The sequence below is a fragment of the Faecalicatena contorta genome (assembly GCF_022835095.1).
GTDB classification, from domain to species: domain Bacteria; phylum Bacillota; class Clostridia; order Lachnospirales; family Lachnospiraceae; genus Faecalicatena; species Faecalicatena contorta.
Window position 1 is genome coordinate 4,750,935 of the sequence record NZ_BQNQ01000001.1, and the last position, 20,422, is coordinate 4,771,356.

General features: G+C 46.7%; 19 protein-coding genes. 3 read left to right on the plus strand and 16 right to left on the minus strand.

Features of this window, described 5'->3' with window-relative positions:
* Positions 1–34: 34 nt before the first annotated feature.
* The gene (locus MWG26_RS21235) at positions 35–826 is read right to left on the minus strand and encodes a transposase (RefSeq protein ID WP_025653627.1); all 792 of its coding nucleotides are present in this window, start codon (positions 824–826) and stop codon (positions 35–37) included.
* A gap of 314 nt (positions 827–1,140) precedes the next feature.
* On the opposite strand from MWG26_RS21235, the gene MWG26_RS21240 reads away from it, so the two are divergent.
* The gene (locus MWG26_RS21240; RefSeq protein ID WP_025653628.1) at positions 1,141–1,653 is read left to right on the plus strand and encodes an HD domain-containing protein; all 513 of its coding nucleotides are present in this window, start codon (positions 1,141–1,143) and stop codon (positions 1,651–1,653) included.
* A 66-nt stretch (positions 1,654–1,719) separates the two neighbouring features.
* Here the strand turns inward: MWG26_RS21240 and MWG26_RS21245 are convergent, their stop codons facing one another.
* From MWG26_RS21245 to MWG26_RS21280, 8 genes are all read right to left on the minus strand, one after another.
* Complete coding sequence (locus MWG26_RS21245; RefSeq protein WP_025653629.1) at positions 1,720–2,658, minus strand: transketolase family protein; 939 nt, start codon at positions 2,656–2,658, stop codon at positions 1,720–1,722.
* Complete coding sequence (locus tag MWG26_RS21250) at positions 2,646–3,482, minus strand: transketolase (protein ID WP_025653630.1); 837 nt, start codon at positions 3,480–3,482, stop codon at positions 2,646–2,648. The genes MWG26_RS21245 and MWG26_RS21250 overlap by 13 nt, the downstream gene beginning before the upstream one ends.
* A 54-nt stretch (positions 3,483–3,536) precedes the next feature.
* The gene (gene fsa, locus MWG26_RS21255; RefSeq protein WP_025653631.1) at positions 3,537–4,190 is read right to left on the minus strand and encodes a fructose-6-phosphate aldolase; all 654 of its coding nucleotides are present in this window, start codon (positions 4,188–4,190) and stop codon (positions 3,537–3,539) included.
* 265 nt (positions 4,191–4,455) lie between these two features.
* Positions 4,456–5,556, minus strand: a complete 1,101-nt coding sequence (locus tag MWG26_RS21260) for a LacI family DNA-binding transcriptional regulator (RefSeq protein WP_025653632.1) — start codon at positions 5,554–5,556, stop codon at positions 4,456–4,458.
* Between the two features lie 32 nt (positions 5,557–5,588).
* Positions 5,589–6,185 (minus strand): recombination mediator RecR, encoded by a 597-nt coding sequence (gene recR / locus MWG26_RS21265; protein ID WP_025653633.1) that lies wholly within the window; start codon positions 6,183–6,185, stop codon positions 5,589–5,591.
* Between the two features lie 127 nt (positions 6,186–6,312).
* On the minus strand, positions 6,313–6,666 hold the full coding sequence (locus MWG26_RS21270) for a YbaB/EbfC family nucleoid-associated protein (protein ID WP_025653634.1): 354 nt from the start codon (positions 6,664–6,666) through the stop codon (positions 6,313–6,315).
* A 2-nt stretch (positions 6,667–6,668) separates the two neighbouring features.
* Positions 6,669–8,246: a DNA polymerase III subunit gamma/tau gene (dnaX, locus tag MWG26_RS21275; protein WP_025653635.1), complete on the minus strand. Its 1,578-nt coding sequence runs from the start codon at positions 8,244–8,246 to the stop codon at positions 6,669–6,671.
* A gap of 74 nt (positions 8,247–8,320) precedes the next feature.
* Positions 8,321–9,406, minus strand: a complete 1,086-nt coding sequence (locus tag MWG26_RS21280; RefSeq protein WP_025653636.1) for a 6-phosphofructokinase — start codon at positions 9,404–9,406, stop codon at positions 8,321–8,323.
* 424 nt (positions 9,407–9,830) lie between these two features.
* Between MWG26_RS21280 and MWG26_RS21285 the strand changes: the two genes are divergently transcribed.
* Together MWG26_RS21285 and glgD are read left to right on the plus strand one after the other, a co-directional pair.
* Complete coding sequence (locus MWG26_RS21285; protein ID WP_117440570.1) at positions 9,831–10,970, plus strand: glucose-1-phosphate adenylyltransferase; 1,140 nt, start codon at positions 9,831–9,833, stop codon at positions 10,968–10,970.
* A gap of 1 nt (position 10,971) precedes the next feature.
* A complete protein-coding gene (gene glgD / locus MWG26_RS21290) occupies positions 10,972–12,087 on the plus strand; it encodes a glucose-1-phosphate adenylyltransferase subunit GlgD (protein WP_025653637.1) in 1,116 nt (371 codons plus the stop codon).
* Positions 12,088–12,253: 166 nt separating this feature from the next.
* On the opposite strand, the gene MWG26_RS21295 is transcribed toward glgD, so the two are convergent.
* The 7 genes from MWG26_RS21295 to MWG26_RS21325 all read right to left on the minus strand — a co-directional run bounded on the left by MWG26_RS21295 (position 12,254) and on the right by MWG26_RS21325 (position 20,421).
* Positions 12,254–13,591 (minus strand): SPFH domain-containing protein, encoded by a 1,338-nt coding sequence (locus MWG26_RS21295; protein ID WP_025653638.1) that lies wholly within the window; start codon positions 13,589–13,591, stop codon positions 12,254–12,256.
* Positions 13,592–13,686: 95 nt separating this feature from the next.
* On the minus strand, positions 13,687–14,547 hold the full coding sequence (locus MWG26_RS21300; RefSeq protein WP_081732959.1) for a TPM domain-containing protein: 861 nt from the start codon (positions 14,545–14,547) through the stop codon (positions 13,687–13,689).
* 38 nt (positions 14,548–14,585) lie between these two features.
* Complete coding sequence (locus MWG26_RS21305; RefSeq protein ID WP_117440569.1) at positions 14,586–15,689, minus strand: TFIIB-type zinc ribbon-containing protein; 1,104 nt, start codon at positions 15,687–15,689, stop codon at positions 14,586–14,588.
* A gap of 91 nt (positions 15,690–15,780) precedes the next feature.
* Positions 15,781–16,575, minus strand: a complete 795-nt coding sequence (locus tag MWG26_RS21310; protein ID WP_025653641.1) for a TPM domain-containing protein — start codon at positions 16,573–16,575, stop codon at positions 15,781–15,783.
* 62 nt (positions 16,576–16,637) lie between these two features.
* Entirely contained in the window at positions 16,638–17,738 is a 1,101-nt protein-coding gene (locus tag MWG26_RS21315) for a TFIIB-type zinc ribbon-containing protein (protein ID WP_025653642.1), read from the minus strand.
* Positions 17,739–17,962: 224 nt separating this feature from the next.
* Entirely contained in the window at positions 17,963–18,949 is a 987-nt protein-coding gene (locus MWG26_RS21320) for an ABC transporter permease (RefSeq protein ID WP_147324090.1), read from the minus strand.
* A 32-nt stretch (positions 18,950–18,981) separates the two neighbouring features.
* On the minus strand, positions 18,982–20,421 hold the full coding sequence (locus MWG26_RS21325) for an RND family efflux transporter (protein ID WP_025653644.1): 1,440 nt from the start codon (positions 20,419–20,421) through the stop codon (positions 18,982–18,984).
* Position 20,422 lies beyond the last annotated feature (1 nt).

Here is a 20,422-nt window from a genome sequence, read left to right on the forward strand (position 1 = left end):
AGCATAACGAAAAGGCTGAATTTATCGCTTGGTGTCAGGTGCGTTCGACAAAAATACTGTGAAGGGGTCTGACCCCTTTGCACTCCGTTTTCAGAATATTCTCAATTTTTCGCTCCGAAAGTCCTGTATCCTGCATGCATGTTACAAAGAATTCCCGCCTTATTTTCCTGACTGTTAATACGATCTGAATATCTTCAATTTGTTTTTCGAACATGTATTTCTGAACTAAAATTCTAACTCGTTCATAGTTATGAAGCCTCTCATCTTCAACGGTGTCGAGAAATGACTTTTCTTCAAACAGGCGATGGAATCCCCAGAAGTCTTCCGGGTTTGGAAAACGGGTTCTTAACATGTTGTATGAGCCCTCATCTATGAGCTCTGCAGTTTCCGCGTAATATTCCGCCGCACTGCTGAATTCATAGTCAAAAGGGTGTGCTGCTAGGTTAATTTTGACCGGATTATTGTGGATATAACGCAGGCAGCACCAGTAATATTCTTCTGATTCTACGCAGTCACTATAATAACGTCCCTGGAATACGTGGCCGGTTCTGTCGTATTTGGCATTATAATACTCAGCATATGTCGAATTGATGCGCTGCATGAACCTGGGCAGGATATCATACTTGGCTTTCATCATGATATGTATGTGATTAGACATAACGCAGTAGGCATATATTTCAGTCAAATAGTCTGCCTGCCTTTTTTTCAAAATATTCAGAAATGCTATCTTGTCGCTGTTCTTCTCAAATATCTTTTCTTTGTTGTTGCCGCGGGCTATAACATGATAGACTTCTGTTCCGCTCTCTCTTCTGTTCTTCCTTGGCATATAACTCCTCCTCTGTCTTTGCCTGAAACGATTGTCTAAAATGAATTTTAAATATGCTTACTGTGAAATGTTGTTCCGAAACGGAATTGAAAATAATTGGAATGGCTTTCGCCACTGATGATCGGATATTCTACCGAACGGCTTATTGTTCTGTCCTTAAAGAGTATGATCAGATTAAAATTAGAATATCATATTTTTCTTAAATTTTCTATGAAAAATTGAAACTGAATATATGAAGTGTTATTATGGATATAAATTTGGATATAAATTATAAATATTATTTACACATAAATAAATACTTAGAGGTGTCTGTCATGAGATTTCAAAATAAATTATTGCATAACCTCCGCCGTGAGGCTTCCGATAAGAAGGAAGACCTGCGCCGTGACTGGGGGGATGAGTTTTATGAATGCATTAAGGATATTGCCGAACATCCCGTTGTATTACGCATGAAGCTGTATCCTCACCATGGCCATACCAGCTGCTATCAGCACTGCCTTCATGTCGCTTATTACAACTATGTCTGGTGCAGATTTTTTCAGCTTGATGCGCGGTCGGCCGCCCGTGGAGGTATGCTTCACGACTTGTTTCTATATGATTGGCATACACATGCTGCCCGGACCGGAGATCATTTTCACGGAATGACGCATCCAAAATGTGCTTTTAAGCATGCGAAAAAGTTTTTTGAACTAAACTATAAGGAAGAAGATATTATCCTGAGCCACATGTGGCCGGTAACGCTTTTCCGTGTTCCCCGGACTAAAGAGGGTTGGATCACCACATTTACAGATAAATACTGCGGGACTCTGGAGACAAGCCAGCGGTAGTTCAAAATTCAACGGGGTCAGACCCTCCTGCGGAGAGGGTATGACCCCGTTAATATTCTTTAGAACCTAAAGGAAACTTTTTACTTTCTTATATATACTTTCAGCATCGAGCCCGTATTTCTTAACCAGTTCTACTGCCGGCCCTGACTCTCCAAAAGTGTCATAGATGCCGATCTTCATAACTTTTGTGGGCGCCTTCTCTGAGAGCACATCACACACAGCACTGCCCAGTCCGCCAATCACGGAATGTTCCTCAACTGTAACGACTTTGCCGGTTTCCTGCGCAGCTGCAACTACCAGATCCTCGTCTAAAGGTTTAATGGTATGAATGTTAATCACTTTTGCATCGACTCCATCTGCCGACAGCATTTCCGCTGCTTCCAGGCAGTTTGCTACAGGAAGGCCCGTTGCGATGATTGTGAGGTCTTTTCCCTCACGAAGCACAACCCCTTTTCCGATTTCAAATTTATAATCCGTCTTATCGTTGATCACCGGCACGGCCAGTCTTCCAAAACGCATGTATACCGGACCCACATGTTCATATGCTGCCTTCACTGCTGCCTTTGCTTCTATATCGTCGGATGGATTAATCACAACCATACCCGGTATTGTCCTCATCAGGGCAATATCTTCGTTGCACTGGTGCGTCGCACCGTCTTCGCCTACGGAAATCCCTGCATGTGTAGCGCCGATCTTTACATTCAGCTTCGGATATCCAATGGAATTGCGCACCTGCTCGAAAGCACGACCTGCCGCAAACATGGCAAATGAGCTGGCAAACGGCACTTTCCCGGCTGCCGCCAGCCCCGCTGCAACTCCCATCATATTGCTCTCGGCAATACCACAGTCGATATGTCTTTCCGGAAATGCCTTCTTGAATACACCTGTCTTAGTTGCTGCTGCAAGGTCTGCGTCCAATACTACTACATCTTCATGTTCTTTACCAAGTTCAGTCAAAGCATTGCCATAACTTTCTCTTGTTGCAACTTTCTTTACTTCTGACATAATGCTTCACCCACTTTCTCTAAATCTTTCATGGCAACTTCATACTGCTCGTCATTTGGAGCCGTTCCATGCCAGGAAGCCTGATTTTCCATAAAGGAAACGCCCTTTCCTTTTACCGTCTTTGCGATGATTGCAGTCGGCTGCCCCTTTACTGTTCTCGCTTCTTTAAATGCAGCATCAATCTGATCGAAATCATTTCCATCAATGTTAATTACATGGAAATTAAAAGCCTCAAACTTTTTGTCAATCGGGTATGGTGAGTTAACCTCATCAATTGCTCCGTCAATCTGCAGGTTGTTATTATCTACGATTACAACCAGATTGTCCAGCTTTCTGTGCGCTGCAAGCATAGAGGCCTCCCATACCTGTCCTTCCTGGATCTCCCCGTCACCCACAAGGGTATATACCCTGTAAGCATCCCCTGAAAGCTTGGCTGCAATTGCCATTCCTACTGCTGCTGAGATTCCCTGTCCCAGAGAACCGGATGACATATCAACACCCGGAATGTGCTTCATATCCGGATGTCCCTGAAGATAAGAGCCAGTGTGGCGCAGTGTCTTCAGATCTTCAACCGGGAAATATCCTCTGTTAGCCAGTACGGAATATAACCCGGGAGCCGTATGCCCCTTAGACAATACAAAACGGTCACGATCCACTTTCTTAGGATCCTTCGGATCAATATTCATTTCTTCAAAATACAGATATGTGAAAAGATCAGCTGCGGATAAAGAACCGCCCGGATGGCCTGATTTTGCACTGTGAACTGCAGTCACAACGCCCTTGCGGACCTCATTTGCAGTCTTCATCAATTCTAACTTATTCATTGAAATTCCTCCTGCTTCATAAGGGGTCTGACCCCTTTGCCCCTGTTTGTTAAATTATTCACCAAATACCGCTCTATAATCTGCCTGGAACTTTGCGATTCCTGCGTCTGTCAATGGGTGATGTGTCATCTGCTCGATCACGCTGTATGGAACGGTTGCAATATCTGCTCCTGCAAGTGCACAGTCTGTTACATGGATCGGATTGCGCACGCTTGCTGCGATGATCTCTGATTTGATGCCTGCAACTTCAAATATCTGTGCGATCTCCGCTATCAGGTCTGTTCCACGTACGGAAATATCATCCAGGCGTCCCAGGAACGGAGATACGTATGTGGCTCCGGCTCTTGCCGCAAGAAGAGCCTGATTTGCGGAGAAGATTAATGTCACATTTGTCTTAATCCCTTCAGAAGAAAGGGCTTTACATGCCTTTAGGCCTTCTACTGTCATCGGAATCTTAACGACCATGTTCTTGTGAATCTTCGCAATCTCTCTGCCTTCTGCAATCATGCCTTCTGCATCTGTTGTGGTAGCCTTAACTTCGCCGCTGATCGGGCCGTCTACGATCGAGGCAATTTCTGCGATTACTTCCTCAAAAACTCGTCCTTCTTTTGCGATCAGTGAAGGGTTCGTTGTCACTCCACAGATAACTCCCATATCGTTAGCTTTCTTAATATCTTCTACTTTTGCTGTGTCGATAAAAAATTTCATGATTTGTTCCTCCTTGAACGAAAATCCCTTAGTTTCTATATTATAATTATAAGCGCTGGTAAAGGGCGGGTCAATAGCCCGAAAAACTATTAATAATTTTATTCTATTAATATAATCAAAATATTAATTGTCTTTTAGTTGTTATTGTTCCTCTATAATACGACCATAAAATCTATACACGCCTTTTATGGTTGTTTATATGAGAAACTTTTATGAACGCGATTGTTTTCTATTTGAATTATTAATAATAAATTTTATCGCCGCATTAATTTTTCTTTTTTCTGCTTCGGGGATATGAAGTCGTTCCTCTTGTAACGATCCGTGGTTCATACTCAACATGATAAATACTGACAGGTTCCATCTCGGAATACTGTTTGTCCCGCGTCTTTATTTTCTTCATAATAATATCGCAGGCATCCCGGCCTTTATAAATTACAAAGTGCTCTATCGTCGTTAAGGATATGTTATGCATTCTTGCAAACAGTGTATTGTCACAGCCCATTACGGACATATCACCGGGTACTCTGTATTTTTCATCATAAAGAGCATCCAGGATACCGAAGGCAATCATGTCGTTCAGCCCCACAATGGCCGTCAGATTATGATATTCCGCCAGCAGCTCCTTAGTCAGGTCATACCCGATTCTGTACTCAGAATCAATTCCCGGAATATCCTTATCAATCTGCTCATTGGCCGCTTTGATAATCACGTTTTCCCCCAGGCCCGCATCCTTAAATTCTTTGAGAAATCCCTCCACCCGTTTTGAGCGCTGCTTCTGCCTTACTGTTAAAGGCGGCGCAATATATGCCACATGCTTGTGTCCCAGTTCCAACAGGTGCCGGGCCATAATTCTGCCGAGCTTGGAATTGTCAAGCTCAACGGCATCCACATCCAGCTTCTCATTTTGATTATTAATGATGGCAAATGGAATCCGCTCCGACATTTCCGCCACAATGGGCATAAAACATCTGCTTGGGTTGCAGGTATAGATCACGCCCTGGGGGTTCAGCGACGGCATCATTTTCAAATAACGCTCTTCCAGCTCAAGGTTCCTCTGAGTGTTACAGACAAACAGCCCAAATCCCTGCTCTGTGGCCCGGGATTCAATCCCCTGCAGCAGCATCACATAATAAGGGTTCGTCAAATTAGGACAAAGCACAACCAGCAGCTTTTCCCGTTTACTTTCCTTTTTCCTTTTTCTCTTAGGCAGTTCATACCCCAGTTCCCGGGCCGCTTCCTCGACCTTGCGCACCACGTCCTTTGAAAAGGAAACATTATACTTTTTATTAAGGACCATGGAGACGGTGGATTGTGATACCCCCGCTTTGCGCGCCACATCTGAAGATGTCACCTTTTTCTTATACATCATCCCACTTCCTTCGTACCTGATTCATCTGCCTACAGTTCAGTTCTGCCTTCCAAAGCCCGAAGGAGGGTCACTTCATCTATATACTCCAGATCGCCGCCCACCGGAACGCCACTGGCGATCCGGCTGACCTTAATCCCTGTAGGCTTTATCAGCTTGCTGATATACATAGCCGTCGTCTCACCCTCGAGACTGGAGTTGGTGGCTATAATCACCTCATCGACGTCCCCCTGCAGACGCTCCATAAGTTCCTTAAGCCGGATGTCCCCCGGCCCGATACCAAGCATGGGGGATATTGCTCCATGAAGGACATGATAAACGCCGTTGTATTTCCCGGTCTTCTCATAGGCCGCCAGGTCCCGGGGCGTTTCCACCACCATAATTGTCTTCTGATCCCGATCCGGGTTATTGCAAATCGGACAAAGCTCCCGATCCGTCAGCGTGCAGCACTGTACGCAGTACCGCACATTATTGCGCGCATCCACAAGCGATTTGGCCAGATTATCCACCTGCTCCTTTGGCATATTAATAATGTGAAAGGCCAGGCGCTGCGCAGACTTCGCCCCTATCCCGGGCAGACGGGAGAACTCTTCAATCAGCCGGCTGATTTGGTTACTGTAATAATCCATTTAGTATCACTCCTGTTTCTTCGTTACATCCTTAACAAAGTAGTCCAAAAGGGTCAGACCCTTCTGCAAAGGGGTCAGACCCTTCTGCAAAGGGGTCTGACCCTTTTGAGCACCATTGTCAGAATATTTAGAACATTCCCGGCATTCCACCGCCAAGTCCTCCCGTCAGCTTGCTCATTGCTGAATTGGACTCTTCATCCACTTTTCTCAGGGCTTCGTTGGTTGCCGCTACGATCAGATCCTGAAGCATCTCGATGTCTTCCGGATCCACTACTTCTTCCTCCAGTTTCACGCTCAGTACCTCACGCTTACCGTTCATTGTTACCTCCACTGCGCCGCCACCGGCTGTTGCCGTGTATTCTTTTGTCTCAAGCTCTTTTGCCTGCTCCTCCATCTGGCGCTGCATCTTCTGCGCCTGCTTCATTAAATTTGCCATATTGCCAGGCATTCCGCCGCCTGGAAATCCACCTCTTTTTGCCATAACTAATCCTCCACTATGATTTCCATATTAATTTTCTTTTCGATGTCTACAAATGTATCTTCAAAGTGCCGCCCCTCTTCTACATGACGGACCTCCACTTCCACTTTCTTTCCGATCCGGTTCTCAATCAGCTCTTCCAGCTCCTTACGGTGCCCTTCTGTGCCAACCACCTCTGCCTCCAGTGTTCCCGGCATTACAATCATCAGCCGGTTGTCTCCCCCCAGGCTCAGCCTGGCCTTCTTGAGAAAGGTGCGGAGCATTCCGGAGGCCTCATCTGCAATGGGTCTGAAGTTCTTCACAACTTCCTGGATATCTTCGGGGATCGCGTTGGGCAGTTCAGGTTTTGTCTGCTTTTGCGGCCGGCCGGCCGTACTGCCGTCGCTGCTGACATAAACAACCTTTTCCGTAACTGCGCCTGCAGAAATGCCCTGTTCCAGCTTCTCCTCCACAGCGCGGATGCGGTCCAGCAGTGTATCCTGCTCCACTTCCATGGCGGGAGTACACAGTTTAATCAGCGCAACTTCCAGCATAACCCTCTTCTGCGTTGCATATTTGAGCTGCCCGGACAGCTCGGAAAAAATACGGATATAGCGGAGCAGCATATCGGGCTCGATCATCTGAGCCTCCTCCTTCAGCTGCAGCATATTCTCCGTAGATACATCAATCACATCCTCTATATTATCAGATGTTTTCACCAGAAGCAAGTTCCTGAGATACCATGTAAAATCTGAAGAAAGCTGGGTCAGTTCCCGCCCCTGCATCACAAGGTCTTCCACCGTGTCCAATACCCTTGGTATATCCCGCTTTATGATATTACGCAGCAGCTGGCTGAACACATCCGTGTCCACCGCCCCCAGTACTTCCAGCACATTGTCATAGGTCAGCTTCTGCCCCAGATAGAAGGCAATACATTGGTCCAGAAGGCTCAGCGCGTCACGCATGGAACCGTCCGCCGCTTTGGCCACATACCGGATCGCCTTATCTTCCACATCCACCTGCTCTGTCACCATCAGCTCCTGAAGTCTGGCCGAAATCGTCTCGATACTGATCCTCTTAAAGTCATAATGCTGGCACCTCGAGAGAATCGTAATGGGTATCTTGTGCACCTCCGTGGTTGCCAGTATAAAGATGACATACTCCGGCGGCTCCTCCAGCGTCTTCAAGAGCGCATTAAAAGCGCCTATGGAAAGCATATGCACTTCGTCTATGATGTAGACCTTATACCGGCCCTCCGTAGGGCGGTACGCCACCTCCTCCCGGATCTCCCGGATGTTATCCACACCATTGTTCGAAGCAGCGTCAATCTCAATCACATTCATCGACGTCCCCGCCGCGATTGATCGGCACATCGCGCATTCCCCGCAGGGACTGCCATCCGCCGGGTTCTCGCAGTTAACTGCCTTGGCAAATATCTTGGCCACCGTAGTCTTCCCGGTTCCCCGGGTTCCGCAGAACAAATAGGCATGGCCAATCCGGTTTGCCTTAATCTGGTTCTGCAATGTTGTAATAATATGATCCTGTCCCTTTACATCCTCAAATGCGGTGGGACGGAACTTTCTGTAAAGCGCCGTATACGACATGAATCACACCTCTGTCTAATTTTATTTATCCCGCAGCTTACCTAGTATAAGCCAATCTAAATACCTTATACCAGTTACCGGAACACTTCATCCCCGAAACTGATTCCCGTCATCTTCGCCTCTTTAATCAGGCTGCAATTCGGATCCACTGTCTTAAGCTTCCCTGCCACATCCTGAAGCGGCATCTTAGTTGTCTCTCCATTTTTCATGGCGATCATATAGCCGAACTCTTCTTTCAGAATCAGTTCTGCCGCCGCCGCACCCACTCTTGTGGAAAATACACGGTCGTACGCGCATGGAGAACCACCCCTCTGGGTATGTCCCGGAACCGTAATGCGCACTTCTTTGTCCGTCTTCTGCTGAATCTGCTCGGCCAGTTCATAGGCAATAGACGGGTACTTTCTCTTAGCCAGCTTCTCCTTATATTCCTTCTTCTTTAGCTGAGCATCCTTCTTAGAAATCGCTCCCTCGGCAACCGCCAGTATGGTAAATGGCTTACCCGCTGCAGAACGCTTCTGAATCACATCAGCAATGACGTCAATATCATAAGGAATCTCCGGAAGCAGAATAATATCTGCGCCCCCCGCAACCCCCGCATGCAGTGTTACATGACCCACCTTATGTCCCATTACTTCTATAATAAATACACGGCTGTGTGAAGTGGCCGTTGTGTGGATTCTGTCAATTGTATCCGTGGCAATATCCACTGCGCTCTGGAATCCGAAGGTCATATCCGTTCCCCAGAGATCATTGTCAATCGTCTTGGGAAGAGTGATCACGTTCAGCCCCTCTTCCCTCAGCATATTAGCCGTCTTATGCGTACCATTGCCGCCTAATATCACAAGACAGTCCAGGCTCAGCTTATGGTATGTATGCTTCATAGCCGCAACTTTGTCCAATCCGTTCTCATCCGGTACCCGCATCAGCTTAAACGGCTGTCTGGATGTCCCCAGGATCGTACCGCCCCGGGTCAGAATCCCCGAAAAGTCTTTGGAAGTCAGCATCTCAAAATTCGCATAGATTAAACCCTTATAGCCATCTTTAAATCCATATATCTCTACATCATCACGTTTGGAACATACGCCCTTCACCACACCGCGCATTGCAGCGTTCAATGCCTGGCAGTCTCCGCCGCTCGTCAGCATACCAATCCTCAACATAATCGATTCCTCCTTATTTAAGCTTCTGCCGCTTCCGCTGCAGATCTTATAAACTACAATCAGCTCCACCGTAAGGTGAAGCTGCTCTTACTCTTATGATTATACCCCATTTTGGATACCGTAACAAGAAAATATTCATTTCACGGGGTCGTTTCGTGGACTCGTCGTTACTGTGCACACCTTACGGGCGTGCACAGTAACGGCTCGTCCAAATGCACACTGGCTGTACCAAAATGTAGACCCGGTTTTAAGAAATCCCTGGAGACTGGATGCTGTCCCTTCATTCTGCGCCTTATTCTCCAACAAACCTAAAGCTTTCACATTAAAAAGCGGCCATATTTATCTCATTTTTGCACAAAGGGATTGTAAAATCAGCCAAAAAATTGTACAATATGAACAAGTAATACGAAAGAGAGGACACACTATGAAACAGAATAATATGTTAGCGATGATTTTAGCCGGGGGCCGGGGTTCACGCCTGCACGAACTGACCAATAAGGTGGCAAAACCGGCAGTTTCATATGGCGGTAAATACCGCATTGTCGATTTTCCTTTGAGCAACTGTGCCAACAGCGGGATTGATGTCGTGGGGGTGTTGACACAGTACGAATCCATTTTATTAAATAGCTATGTTGCTGCCGGCCGCCGCTGGGGGCTGGATGCCCAGGACAGCGGAGTATATGTCCTTCCGCCGCGGGAAAAAGCGGATGCCAACCTGGACGTCTACCGCGGAACCGCAGATGCAATCTCCCAGAATATTGATTTTATCGACAGCTTCTCACCGGAATATGTCCTTATACTGTCAGGCGATCACATATACAAGATGAATTATGCCAAGATGCTGTCCTACCACAAGGAACACCAGGCAGACGCAACAATCGCGGTAATCGAGGTACCGATGAAAGAGGCCAGCCGTTTTGGGATCATGAATACGGACGAAAGCGGCCGTATTGTAGAGTTTGAGGAAAAACCACCGCAGCCCAAGAGCAACCTGGCTTCCATGGGCATTTACATATTCAACTGGAAGCTGCTGCGCAGGATGCTTCTTACAGACATGAAGAATCCTGATTCCAGCCATGACTTTGGAAAGGACATCATACCTACGCTTCTGAACGACAGGAAAGAGCTGTTCGCATATAAATTCAAGGGCTACTGGAAAGATGTGGGGACCATTGATTCTCTGTGGGAAGCCAATATGGATCTTCTGGACAAGAATAATGAGCTGGATCTCAATGATTCCACCTGGAAGATCTACACTGAAGACGGATATACCCTGCCTCATTATGTCGGTCCAGAGGCCGATATCAAGCGCGCTTTCATCACACAGGGGTGCAAGATCAACGGAGAAGTGAAGAATTCCGTCCTGTTCACTGGCGCTACGGTCAGAACCGGGGCAAAGGTCATAGACAGTGTCCTTATGCCGGGCGTTGATGTTGAGGAGGGCGCATGCATTACGAGGGCACTCATCGCCGACGGCGTTAAGGTCGGTAAGAATGCGGTTGTAGGCAGCGCAGGAAGCGAGCATATCGAACTCGTTTCTAAAAATGTAAAGGGGGAAGAATAATATGGATAAAGCATTTGGAATCGTAAATCCTGCCGGCAACCACATCTCAGTAGAAGGACTTCAGTCATATCGCACCATCGGGGCATTTTCATTCCTCGGCAGATACCGCGTTATCGACTTCCCGATCTCGAATATGAGCAACAGCGGGATCGACCAGATCCAGGTCTATGCGCGCAGTAAACCGCGTTCGCTTGTGGAACACCTGGGAACAGGGCGGCACTATAACATCAACTCCAAGCGGGGGAAGCTGCGTGTCCTTTTCTCTGAAAACAGCTCTGACAATGACATTTACAATACTGATATTGCCGCATTCCTTGAGAATCTCGAGTGCATTGAGAGAATGCATTATCCGTACGTTGTCATTGTACCGAATTACATGGTGTATACGGAGAACTATGACAAGCTTTTGGATACGCACATAAATTCAGGCGCCGACATTACTCTCTTGTATCACTCCACAGACAATGCCAAGGAAACATTTCTGAATTGTGACCTGTTAAACCTGAACCGTCAGAAGGGAGTTCTTTCTATAGAGAAAAACCGCGGAACAGCAAAGAGCAGAAATATTTTTATGGATACCTATATCATGAAAAAGGAGCTGTTTATTGAGCTGATCCATAAGGCTAAAAGCCTGTCCTCCATGTATACGCTTGCACAGATTGTAAATAATCAGTGTAATGAACTGGATATCCGCGGAGTATCCCACAGAGGTTATTTTGCGTCAATTACTGACTTTAAGAGCTATTATGACGCAAATATGTCGCTGATAAATTATAAGAATGCCATGAATCTATTTGACGAGGAATGGCCGATCTATACAAGGACGAATGACTCTTGTCCGACGCAGTATTTCGAGACGGCTGCCGTTAAGACCTCTGTTGTGTCTAACGGATGTCTGATAGAAGGAACTGTGGAGAATTCGGTGATCGGACGGGGATGCACCATCCATAAGGGTGCTGTTGTTAAAAACTGTGTGATTCTGCCCGGAGCGGTAATTGGGAAAGATGTACATATTGAAAATCAAGTTGTGGATAAGGGAGCGAATTTGCTCCATGCAAAGGAACTGATTGCGCCGCCGGAGAGGCCGGGGTATATCAGGCGGGGAGATACTATTTAGCGGAGTTTGTAAGAGAATGGGGCCGTCGGTAAATGATTGATTCATACTATATATTGCAGCCTGACTTCATAGTCCGCCTCAATATGTAGTCTGTAAATATCATTTCCCGACAGCCCCAGCTGTCTTATCTCTTGCCAGGTAAGCAGGAGATGTTCATTTGATTTTTCTATATAAGATCCCCATCATCAAAGGGATCTCCGCATTCGGGACAGAATTTCGGCGGATGGGCCATGTCTTCAGGCTCCCAGCCACATTTGTCACAGCGGTACTGAGGGACGCCCGCAGGTTTCTTCGCACCGCACTCTGTACAGAATTTGCCTTTGTTTACGGTACCGCAGGAACAATTCCAGCCCTCTGCCGGGACTTGCCTTGGGGCACCGCACTCTGCGCAGAACTTCCCCTTGTTGCCTGCACAGCCGCAACTGCAGGTCCAGCCGTCTGCTGACGGAGCCTGGCTGACCGCCCCTGAAGGCTGGCCTGCCTGGTTTGTCTGCTGCTGTCCCATCTGATAGAGGTTCTGGCTGTTCATTCCGCCCATATTGTTTGCCATCCCCATCCCCATAAATGCCATGGCTGAACCTGTGCCTTCATTCTTAGCTGCGGACTGCATGGCAGCTGCCTGAGCTCCTGTCAGATATGCCGCTGCCATAGTCGGGTCTCTGAAGACTGCGGATCTCTGCAGTTCCTTTATGTATGCCTCATCTTTTTCGGATGCGCGGATGCTGCTGATGGCGATGGATACCATTTCGATTCCTCTTGTACCGTTCCACTTATCGGACAGGATGTCCTTTAATGCATTGGTGAGCTCCATTGTATGCCCGGGCAGTGAACTGTAGCGGATACCCATTTCTGATATCCGTGCAAATGCGGGCTGCAGGGAGTTCAGCAGCTCACTTTTCAGCTGGCTTTCCAGATCCCGAACGGTATATTCGTATTCAAAGTTTGCACAGACATTTTTATAGAATAATATCGGATTGCTCAGGCGGTAAGAATATTCTCCGAAACAGCGGACTGAAATATCCATATCCAGGCCTATATTCTTATCTGTCACTCGAAATGGTACAGGATTCGGTGTGCCGTATTTGTTTCCCATGAGTTCTTTTGTGTTAAAGAAATAGACTCTCTGATCCTTTCCTGTGTCTCCGCCCATTGTAAAACGCTTTTTAAAAGTATTGAATGCCTCTTCCACTCCCTCTTCATATCCGTCATAGAAAATAGAGGGTTCCGTGGAGTTCTCCCATACAAATTCCCCCGGCTCCGAAGAGAATGCCACAATCTCTCCCTGATCAACGATCATCATGCATTGTCCTTCATTCACTGCTACGATTGAACCGTTGCTGATGATATTATCCTCTCCACGTTTATTAGAACTTCTCCTGGATGTGCGCTTCATCCCCTTTGCAGCGATGATACCATCCCCCAGGGATTCGCAGTAAAAATACTCTCTCCATTGATCCGCCAGCACTCCTGATGCTGCTCCGATTCCTGCTTTTAATAAGCCCATAGTTAGTTACCTCCTGATTTATGAATCCTCACTTATCTCGTTAAATCGTTTTCTATCTGTCCTAAAATGTATTTCTGCTTTCGTCCGGACGGTTCTTACTTTTTCTTCAAAGGTTTTTTTATGATACTGCTTGTCAAAAACACTTCATCTTTCTGAACCTGCACCGATGCATCTGCGTTTCGGTATACCTCTGCATCTCTCTGTTTATATGCCGTATCCAATTTTGCTTTCATACCAAACATGTAGATGAAGCTGATAATCAGTCCGCAAATCATTGCCGGGATTATGTAGCTTACAGGCGTCTTTGGTTTGGGAGATGTTTTCGACTCTTGTTGGTTCTTCCCGGTTCCTGCCGCTGTTCCACTGTTTGACGGCTGGTAATTCTGACTGCTTTCTGACTCATTTGCGTCGGCATCTCCGTTCCCTGCACTCTGTCCGCCTGTCTGAGAATTCATGCTTTTTTCATACAGCGGCCCAATTTCTTCCAGAAAAACCTTAAATCCCGCTCCGTACTGGCCGGTGCTAAGATAATTCTGAACCACATTATTAAACAGCGGCCTTAAATCATTTTCTGGTATAAATTTATTTTCATATCCTAGTTGAAGAATATTACACATGCCGGTGCTCGTTTCAAATATGAACATAATAGTGTGCCTGTCATCTCCGATACCATATCCATTGTCGTCACGCAGTTTTTTTGCCTCAGCCCCCATATCTGCTTCCGGTATCTGATTTTCTATTACCAGAACTACATCGGTCTGATATTGTGTGATAATAGCATTGATCTGCTCTGTCAACTCTGCCTCTTCCTCATTAGATAAAAGTTCTACTTCATCAATCACTTTCGGCTGACCCGCTTCCTCATTGGCTGATACTGGTATTACATTTACCAGAAACAGGCAAAGCAGAGCTGCTATAAACCGTATTTTTTTCATTCTCTGTCCCTCTCTCGTCATATGTATTCTCAATAATTCCTATCGCACCGCAATTCCATTCACTTTAAGAAAAACAGCAGCATTAGTAAATATATGATCACACTGCTTCCCACAAACGTCCCCAGCGCGTATTTCCAAAACAGCCCCCTGTCGACAGGCAGATTTCCTGCAAACTTGCCTGTCTGCCCATTCACTGCGTAATGGTATGTCTGGCCTTTATACTTTACGTCTAATGTCCATACAGGCATCAGGGCATACTTTACTTTTCCATTTTCACAAGCAAGTTTGCAATACTTCTGCTTAATAGTATGATACTCTTTTTTATTAATAGATTGATTTATGATATCTTCAAATGTCCTTTTGATTCTTTCCTCTGCCCGTCTCCGGCAGTTATCCTTAGGCACATCATACTTAAGCGCTTTATACCCTGACAAATACCCCGCCTCAAACGGTACCGCCTTCTCGATCCCATAAGGTTCAATAGCTTCCATATAGGTATCATCCATCTCAGCAGAGCCATCTACAGGAACATGTTCAAAAAACATATCCCCTTTTCTGGTAACAAGATATAAATCTTTTTGAGTAAACTCATAGTAATCGTCCTGCCACGTGTTTATCTTTTCCGCATCATAAATAACAGACCCTTTTGCCCGGCAGCTGAACAGCCAGAAAGGAACATAGATTCCGGTTATTTCTTTTATATTATGCTCCGACTGGAAACCTTTTAGCAAAAGTTTCTTTCCTTTACAATGCTCCTTAAATATCTGTTTTACCTCGTCCTTGTTCAGTTGGAATGGGATAACCAAATCTGGTTGAAACTCTCCTGATACCTGTCCCGGCAGGATTATCGGACTGTCACAATAGGGACATTTTGTGGCGGCAGTAGTCTCATCAGCATCCACATCGCCGCCGCAGGATGGGCAGGTATAAACTTTCTTTCCATCCTTTTCTTTTACCGCCCATTCGCCCTGGACGCCCCGGGAATCTTCCTCCCAATCGAATGTATCCTCCTGTGCTTCTACTGACTCTACAATCTCTGCATACTGCTGGATTATTTCCATATCTATTTCATTATCACAGGATGGGCAGCGAAGCTTCTGGATATCACTGCTGAACACCAGACTCCCCCCACAACAGGGGCACTTATAGCCTTTTGTACTCATATTGCATACTCCTCTTCTCATTAGTCTTATTTGGGTAAAAATATCGTTTTTGCTTTACATTTATTATATCATAGTCATTGGGAATTTGATATTACCCTCTCTTCTTTTCTTCTACGGACTGATCCTGTTCCTTCTTTATAGGTTTTTTCGTGATATCGCTTGTTAAGAATACCGCCGTTTTACGAGTATGAAACGACGCATCTGTGTTCCGGTATGCATCCGCATTACTCTGATCATACTCCGTCTCCGGTTTCCTGTTCATAAAAGCCCTCCATATTAAGGTGATAATCCCTCCGCATATCATTGCGGGAATCAAGTAAATTAAGGGGGATTTTTTCTTCGGAGCAGTTTTCACATCCTTCTGAGTCTGACTTGTATCTTTGGCTGCGCCTCCGTCTGCCGGCTGCTTTTTTCCATATAATTCTGAAAGCCCTTCCAGATAAATCTGAAAGCCCTCGCTGTACTGACCCGGGCTTAGATAATTAGTAGCCATATTCTTAAGCAGCTGCGTTAAATCGCCGCCGGCCAGAAACGTATTTTCATTTCCAAATTGAACAACTCTACAATTACCGCTGTTTAATTCAATTATGAGCATGATTGCGTTCTTGTCGTCCCCGATCCCATATCCATTCTGGTTATACAGATTTTTTGCCTCGGCATTTAAATCAGCTTCCTGTATCTGCCTTTTCATTACCAGAATTACATCTATTTGATATTTTTCACCAATGCCATAAATCTGTTCTGTCAGTGCTGCCTCTTCTGCCTCGGATAGAAGCTCCGCTTCATCCATCACTTTCGGCGGGCTGGCCTCTCCGCTCGCAGAAACAGGCATAACATTTACCAGAAACAGGCAAAGCAGTACTGCCATGAATCGTAATTTATTCATTCTCCGTCCCTCTTCCGTAATATGTAGTTTTCATATTCCTAATGTCGCTACAGGTTTATGACTCAGAAAAATATAAGAAGCAACAGAAGATATACAATCAAAGTACTTCCCGCAAACACCCCCAGCGTATTTTTCCTGTACATCCCCTTATCAGTCGGCAGATCACCTGACAGTTTTCCGGTCTGTCCGTTCACTGCAAAGGGGTATATTTTGTCTTTATATTTTACATGAAACGTCCAGAGCGGCAACAAGGCATACTGCACCTTACCTTTCGTGCAGGCAATACTGGAGCTTTTTTGAAAGATAGAATAATACTCATTATGGTTGACTGACTTGCTCATAGCTCTTTGAAGTGAGCTCTTTATCTTTTCCTCTGCTACATTCCTGCATTCTTCTTTGGACACATCGTACCGAATTGCTTCATAACCGGACAGGTAACCTTCCTCAAAAGGAACCGCTTTTTCAATCCCATATGGTTCTATGGATTCCATATAACTTTCATCTTTCTCAGAGGAACCGCCTACAGGAAGGTATTCGAAGAACATATCTCCTTTTCTGGTAACCAGGTATAAATCTCTTTGGGTGTATTCAAAATCATCATCCTGCCATTTTTTTATCTTTTGAGCATCATAGATAAAAGTTCCCTTTGCCCGGCAGCTGAACAGCCAAAATGGAACATAACTCCCAGTTACCTCCTGCATTTTATGCCCGGACCGGAGAGCCTTTGGCAAAAACTTCTTTCCTTTACAGTACTCCTTAAATATCTCTTTTACACCCTCCTCATCCATCTGAAAAGGTATAATCAGATCAGGGTGATATTCCCCCGACACTTGCCCCGGCAGTATTACAGGACTGTCACAATAGAGACAGGTTGTAGATGCGGTTGTCTCGTCGGCATCCACCTCCGCGCCGCAGCATGGACAGATATAAAGTTTCCTTCCTTCTTCTTCTTTCACTCCCCATTCAGTCTGGCTCTCCCCGGCATCATCCTCCCACTCAAATGTATCCCCCTGCGCTTCTACTGACTCTACGATCTCTGCATATTGCCGGACTGTATCCATATCGATCTCATGATCGCAGGAAGGGCATTGAAGCTTTTGGGTATCACTGCTGAACACCAGACTGCCACTGCAGCACGGACACTTATAGCCTCTTGTACTCATAGTTCACACTCCTCTGCTCTCTTGTACATCGTCCGTCAAACAGCTGCTCATTTCAATAGACCGCATTTACGATGTACTCCTATCATTTTAGTAAAAATGCCGCTTTCACTTTGCTTTTATTATAACATAGTATTTTTATATTTTATATGATAAAAACGCAAAACCGGGCAGTCATCCGAAAGGATTTCTGCCCGGTTGAAATATATTTTATTTTCTATCTGAGTCTATCCAGTTCTATATTGTCGTAAGCCCACGATTCCATACAGTATTCCAATTGCAGCCGCTCCCGTCACGGCTGCCCCGCCCCCCATAACCTGCATCCAAGTATTATACAGCTCCTGTTCCGGCCAAAACTGCTGAAAGGCTGCAAATTGTCTGAGGGCCTCTGTCTTCGTTTTCCAAAGGCTGCTGAAAAATTCGAAATCCGACCAGTAAGTGGGCAGATAGTCTCTTCCCAGGCCGGAGAACATGATTCCCAGAATCACAATCACTAGCAGCATGATCCAGCCTGCTGCCACCAGGCACTTGGACAGAACTGCCGGTTTCCTGGTTTTTCTGGCGTATACCGCAGCGGCAGTACAGAAGGCAGCGCACAGCATAGCCAGACTAACTGCAAATATGATTTTTGCCGTGGCCGAGTAGAACTGCCCGTCTATTACTTCTTTATGGGATCCTCCAAGATATACTTCCAGCATACTGACAATATTCTGCACGGACTTGCTGTCCGGTTTTCTTTGGACAGAAATGCCGTCAAATGCGCTTCCCTTTTCCGCAGGGATCATACAGACAGCCTCTTCTCCTGATAATATTCCGGTTATGCGGTAGGTCTTCCCACCAGTTTGAATTACATTTCCGGATGCATCTTTGACCCCAAACAGGGCTATAGAAGTCTTTTGATCCAGCAGGCAGACACCGGTTTCACTGCTTAGAAAATACCTGCCGGACTGCAGTGTTTTTCCAAACACTGCTTCCGGCTGTCCCTTGACACTGAAACAGTCTGCCTGCTGTTTCCTGCCCGTCTGCTCTGCGGATATCTCCTTCCGGCCATGATTCTTCCACACCGCGGCTAAGGCAAGCTTTTTTGCTTCTTCACTGTCCATCAGCTGGTCAAAGGATTCCTCCGGGATCATTCCCTCCTGGTAACTCAGAGACAGATAACCGGAATGAGTCTCTGCCGCCTGTGTGCGGCCGAGCAGCCATAGATCCGCCAAAATCAGCGCCGCAGCAAGCAATAAATAGAATGTCAGTTTGCGTTTTCCATTATCCGTACCTGGTCACCTTCTTCCACATATTTTTCCGACGACACAATGATTTGGTCTTCTCTGCTAAGCTCTGCTATGACAGCGGCGTTCTGGCTGTCCTTTTCCAGTACGTTTACAGGAACCCTTTTGGCGCTCTGTACCGTCCCCAGCATTCCGGAGCTTTCAGTAAGAATCAGGCAGTACGTACCGTCAGTGCCTTCATGCAGCGCACTCAGCGGTATCATCTGCTCATATTCCTCCTGGGACTCGGTCTTTGCCGTCCAGGTAAATGCCTTGTTATAAACGCCCTCGACTCTTTCTGGAAGCGGCGCATACCAGAATGCTCCTGCTTCACCGGAGGCACCGCTGCTTGATTGCCCTTCGCCCTGGCTCTGTCCCTCTTCCTTGCTTTGGCTGCTGTCCGCATTTTCGACGGACTCGATTTTTAAGATGCGCTTTTCAGAAGATGGCAGCGTAATCTCAACTTCTTTCCCTGCCGATAACTGCTCTTTATCTTCCCCGCTTACACTTCCACGCAGCCTCCAGCCTCCGTTTCCCAGAACCAGTATCTCTGATCCGGTGGTAACGGCGCCTTCCTGGATTCCAGACCGCAGTACCACACAATCCTGCTCCGCACAGATTTTTCCTCCGGCTGCCTGATACTCACGGAGCTTTTGAAGCTCACGCTCCGCCTGCTCTGTCTGAACGTTTAGGTCCTGTACCCCCAGCTCGGCCGCTTCCCGGGCATTGGCATCATTTGCCTCCTGGGCGGCATCTTCCCGGCATGCCAGGTCATAGGCATTCTGGGCATCCTCCAGAGCCTGATTCGCAGACTGCACTTCTGCCTGTGCACTCTGGAGCGCCTGGTAAAGCGCCTGTTTTTGTTCCTGGATTCCTGGGTCTTCTTCCGTATCAGGCTGTCCGGCGGTCTCCTCTTCCCCCGGTCCGCCGGCTTCTGCCTTGTCGTATGCAGCCTGTGCCTCTGCCGCCTTCTGTTCTGCCTCTGCCAGTCTGTTCTGCGCAGACTGCAGCGTCAGGGCCGCCCCCGCAGCCGAGGATACTCTTTCACTCCCGCGGGCGGTAACCTGCTGCTGTTCCCTCTGCAGGCGCAGCCTCTCTACTTCGGCCTGTTGCTTGTCAATGGTTTTTTGAAGATATTCCTCCCTGAACTGTACCAGACATTCTCCTGCTTTTACCGTACTGCCTTCCTTTGCGGCACTCTCGACCTGCTGCTGGGGCCAGGGAAAAAGTTTTGTCTCCTGTGCCGGTACGATCTGCCCTTTTCCTTCCCAGGTGTAAGTCAGGCGTCCCTTTTTTATTTTCTCCACCTGGACCTGTGCAACCAGCATGGATGCAGCGGCTCTGGAAATTACGGTACAAAGCGCCATCACAGCCAGAAATACTGCCAGAATCCGTATGGCCCGTTTTTTATTCTTATCCATC

Excerpts from the sequence above, each read along its gene's own strand:
- MWG26_RS21235 (WP_025653627.1), bottom strand. The coding sequence starts at position 826 with ATGCCAAGGAAGAACAGAAGAGAGAGCGGAACAGAAGTCTATCATGTT.
- MWG26_RS21240 (WP_025653628.1), top strand. The coding sequence starts at position 1,141 with ATGAGATTTCAAAATAAATTATTGCATAACCTCCGCCGTGAGGCTTCC.
- MWG26_RS21245 (WP_025653629.1), bottom strand. The coding sequence starts at position 2,658 with ATGTCAGAAGTAAAGAAAGTTGCAACAAGAGAAAGTTATGGCAATGCT.
- MWG26_RS21250 (WP_025653630.1), bottom strand. The coding sequence starts at position 3,482 with ATGAATAAGTTAGAATTGATGAAGACTGCAAATGAGGTCCGCAAGGGC.
- fsa (WP_025653631.1), bottom strand. The coding sequence starts at position 4,190 with ATGAAATTTTTTATCGACACAGCAAAAGTAGAAGATATTAAGAAAGCT.
- MWG26_RS21260 (WP_025653632.1), bottom strand. The coding sequence starts at position 5,556 with ATGTATAAGAAAAAGGTGACATCTTCAGATGTGGCGCGCAAAGCGGGG.
- recR (WP_025653633.1), bottom strand. The coding sequence starts at position 6,185 with ATGGATTATTACAGTAACCAAATCAGCCGGCTGATTGAAGAGTTCTCC.
- MWG26_RS21270 (WP_025653634.1), bottom strand. The coding sequence starts at position 6,666 with ATGGCAAAAAGAGGTGGATTTCCAGGCGGCGGAATGCCTGGCAATATG.
- dnaX (WP_025653635.1), bottom strand. The coding sequence starts at position 8,246 with ATGTCGTATACGGCGCTTTACAGAAAGTTCCGTCCCACCGCATTTGAG.
- MWG26_RS21280 (WP_025653636.1), bottom strand. The coding sequence starts at position 9,406 with ATGTTGAGGATTGGTATGCTGACGAGCGGCGGAGACTGCCAGGCATTG.
- MWG26_RS21285 (WP_117440570.1), top strand. The coding sequence starts at position 9,831 with ATGAAACAGAATAATATGTTAGCGATGATTTTAGCCGGGGGCCGGGGT.
- glgD (WP_025653637.1), top strand. The coding sequence starts at position 10,972 with ATGGATAAAGCATTTGGAATCGTAAATCCTGCCGGCAACCACATCTCA.
- MWG26_RS21295 (WP_025653638.1), bottom strand. The coding sequence starts at position 13,591 with ATGGGCTTATTAAAAGCAGGAATCGGAGCAGCATCAGGAGTGCTGGCG.
- MWG26_RS21300 (WP_081732959.1), bottom strand. The coding sequence starts at position 14,547 with ATGACGAGAGAGGGACAGAGAATGAAAAAAATACGGTTTATAGCAGCT.
- MWG26_RS21305 (WP_117440569.1), bottom strand. The coding sequence starts at position 15,689 with ATGAGTACAAAAGGCTATAAGTGCCCCTGTTGTGGGGGGAGTCTGGTG.
- MWG26_RS21310 (WP_025653641.1), bottom strand. The coding sequence starts at position 16,575 with ATGAATAAATTACGATTCATGGCAGTACTGCTTTGCCTGTTTCTGGTA.
- MWG26_RS21315 (WP_025653642.1), bottom strand. The coding sequence starts at position 17,738 with ATGAGTACAAGAGGCTATAAGTGTCCGTGCTGCAGTGGCAGTCTGGTG.
- MWG26_RS21325 (WP_025653644.1), bottom strand. The coding sequence starts at position 20,421 with ATGGATAAGAATAAAAAACGGGCCATACGGATTCTGGCAGTATTTCTG.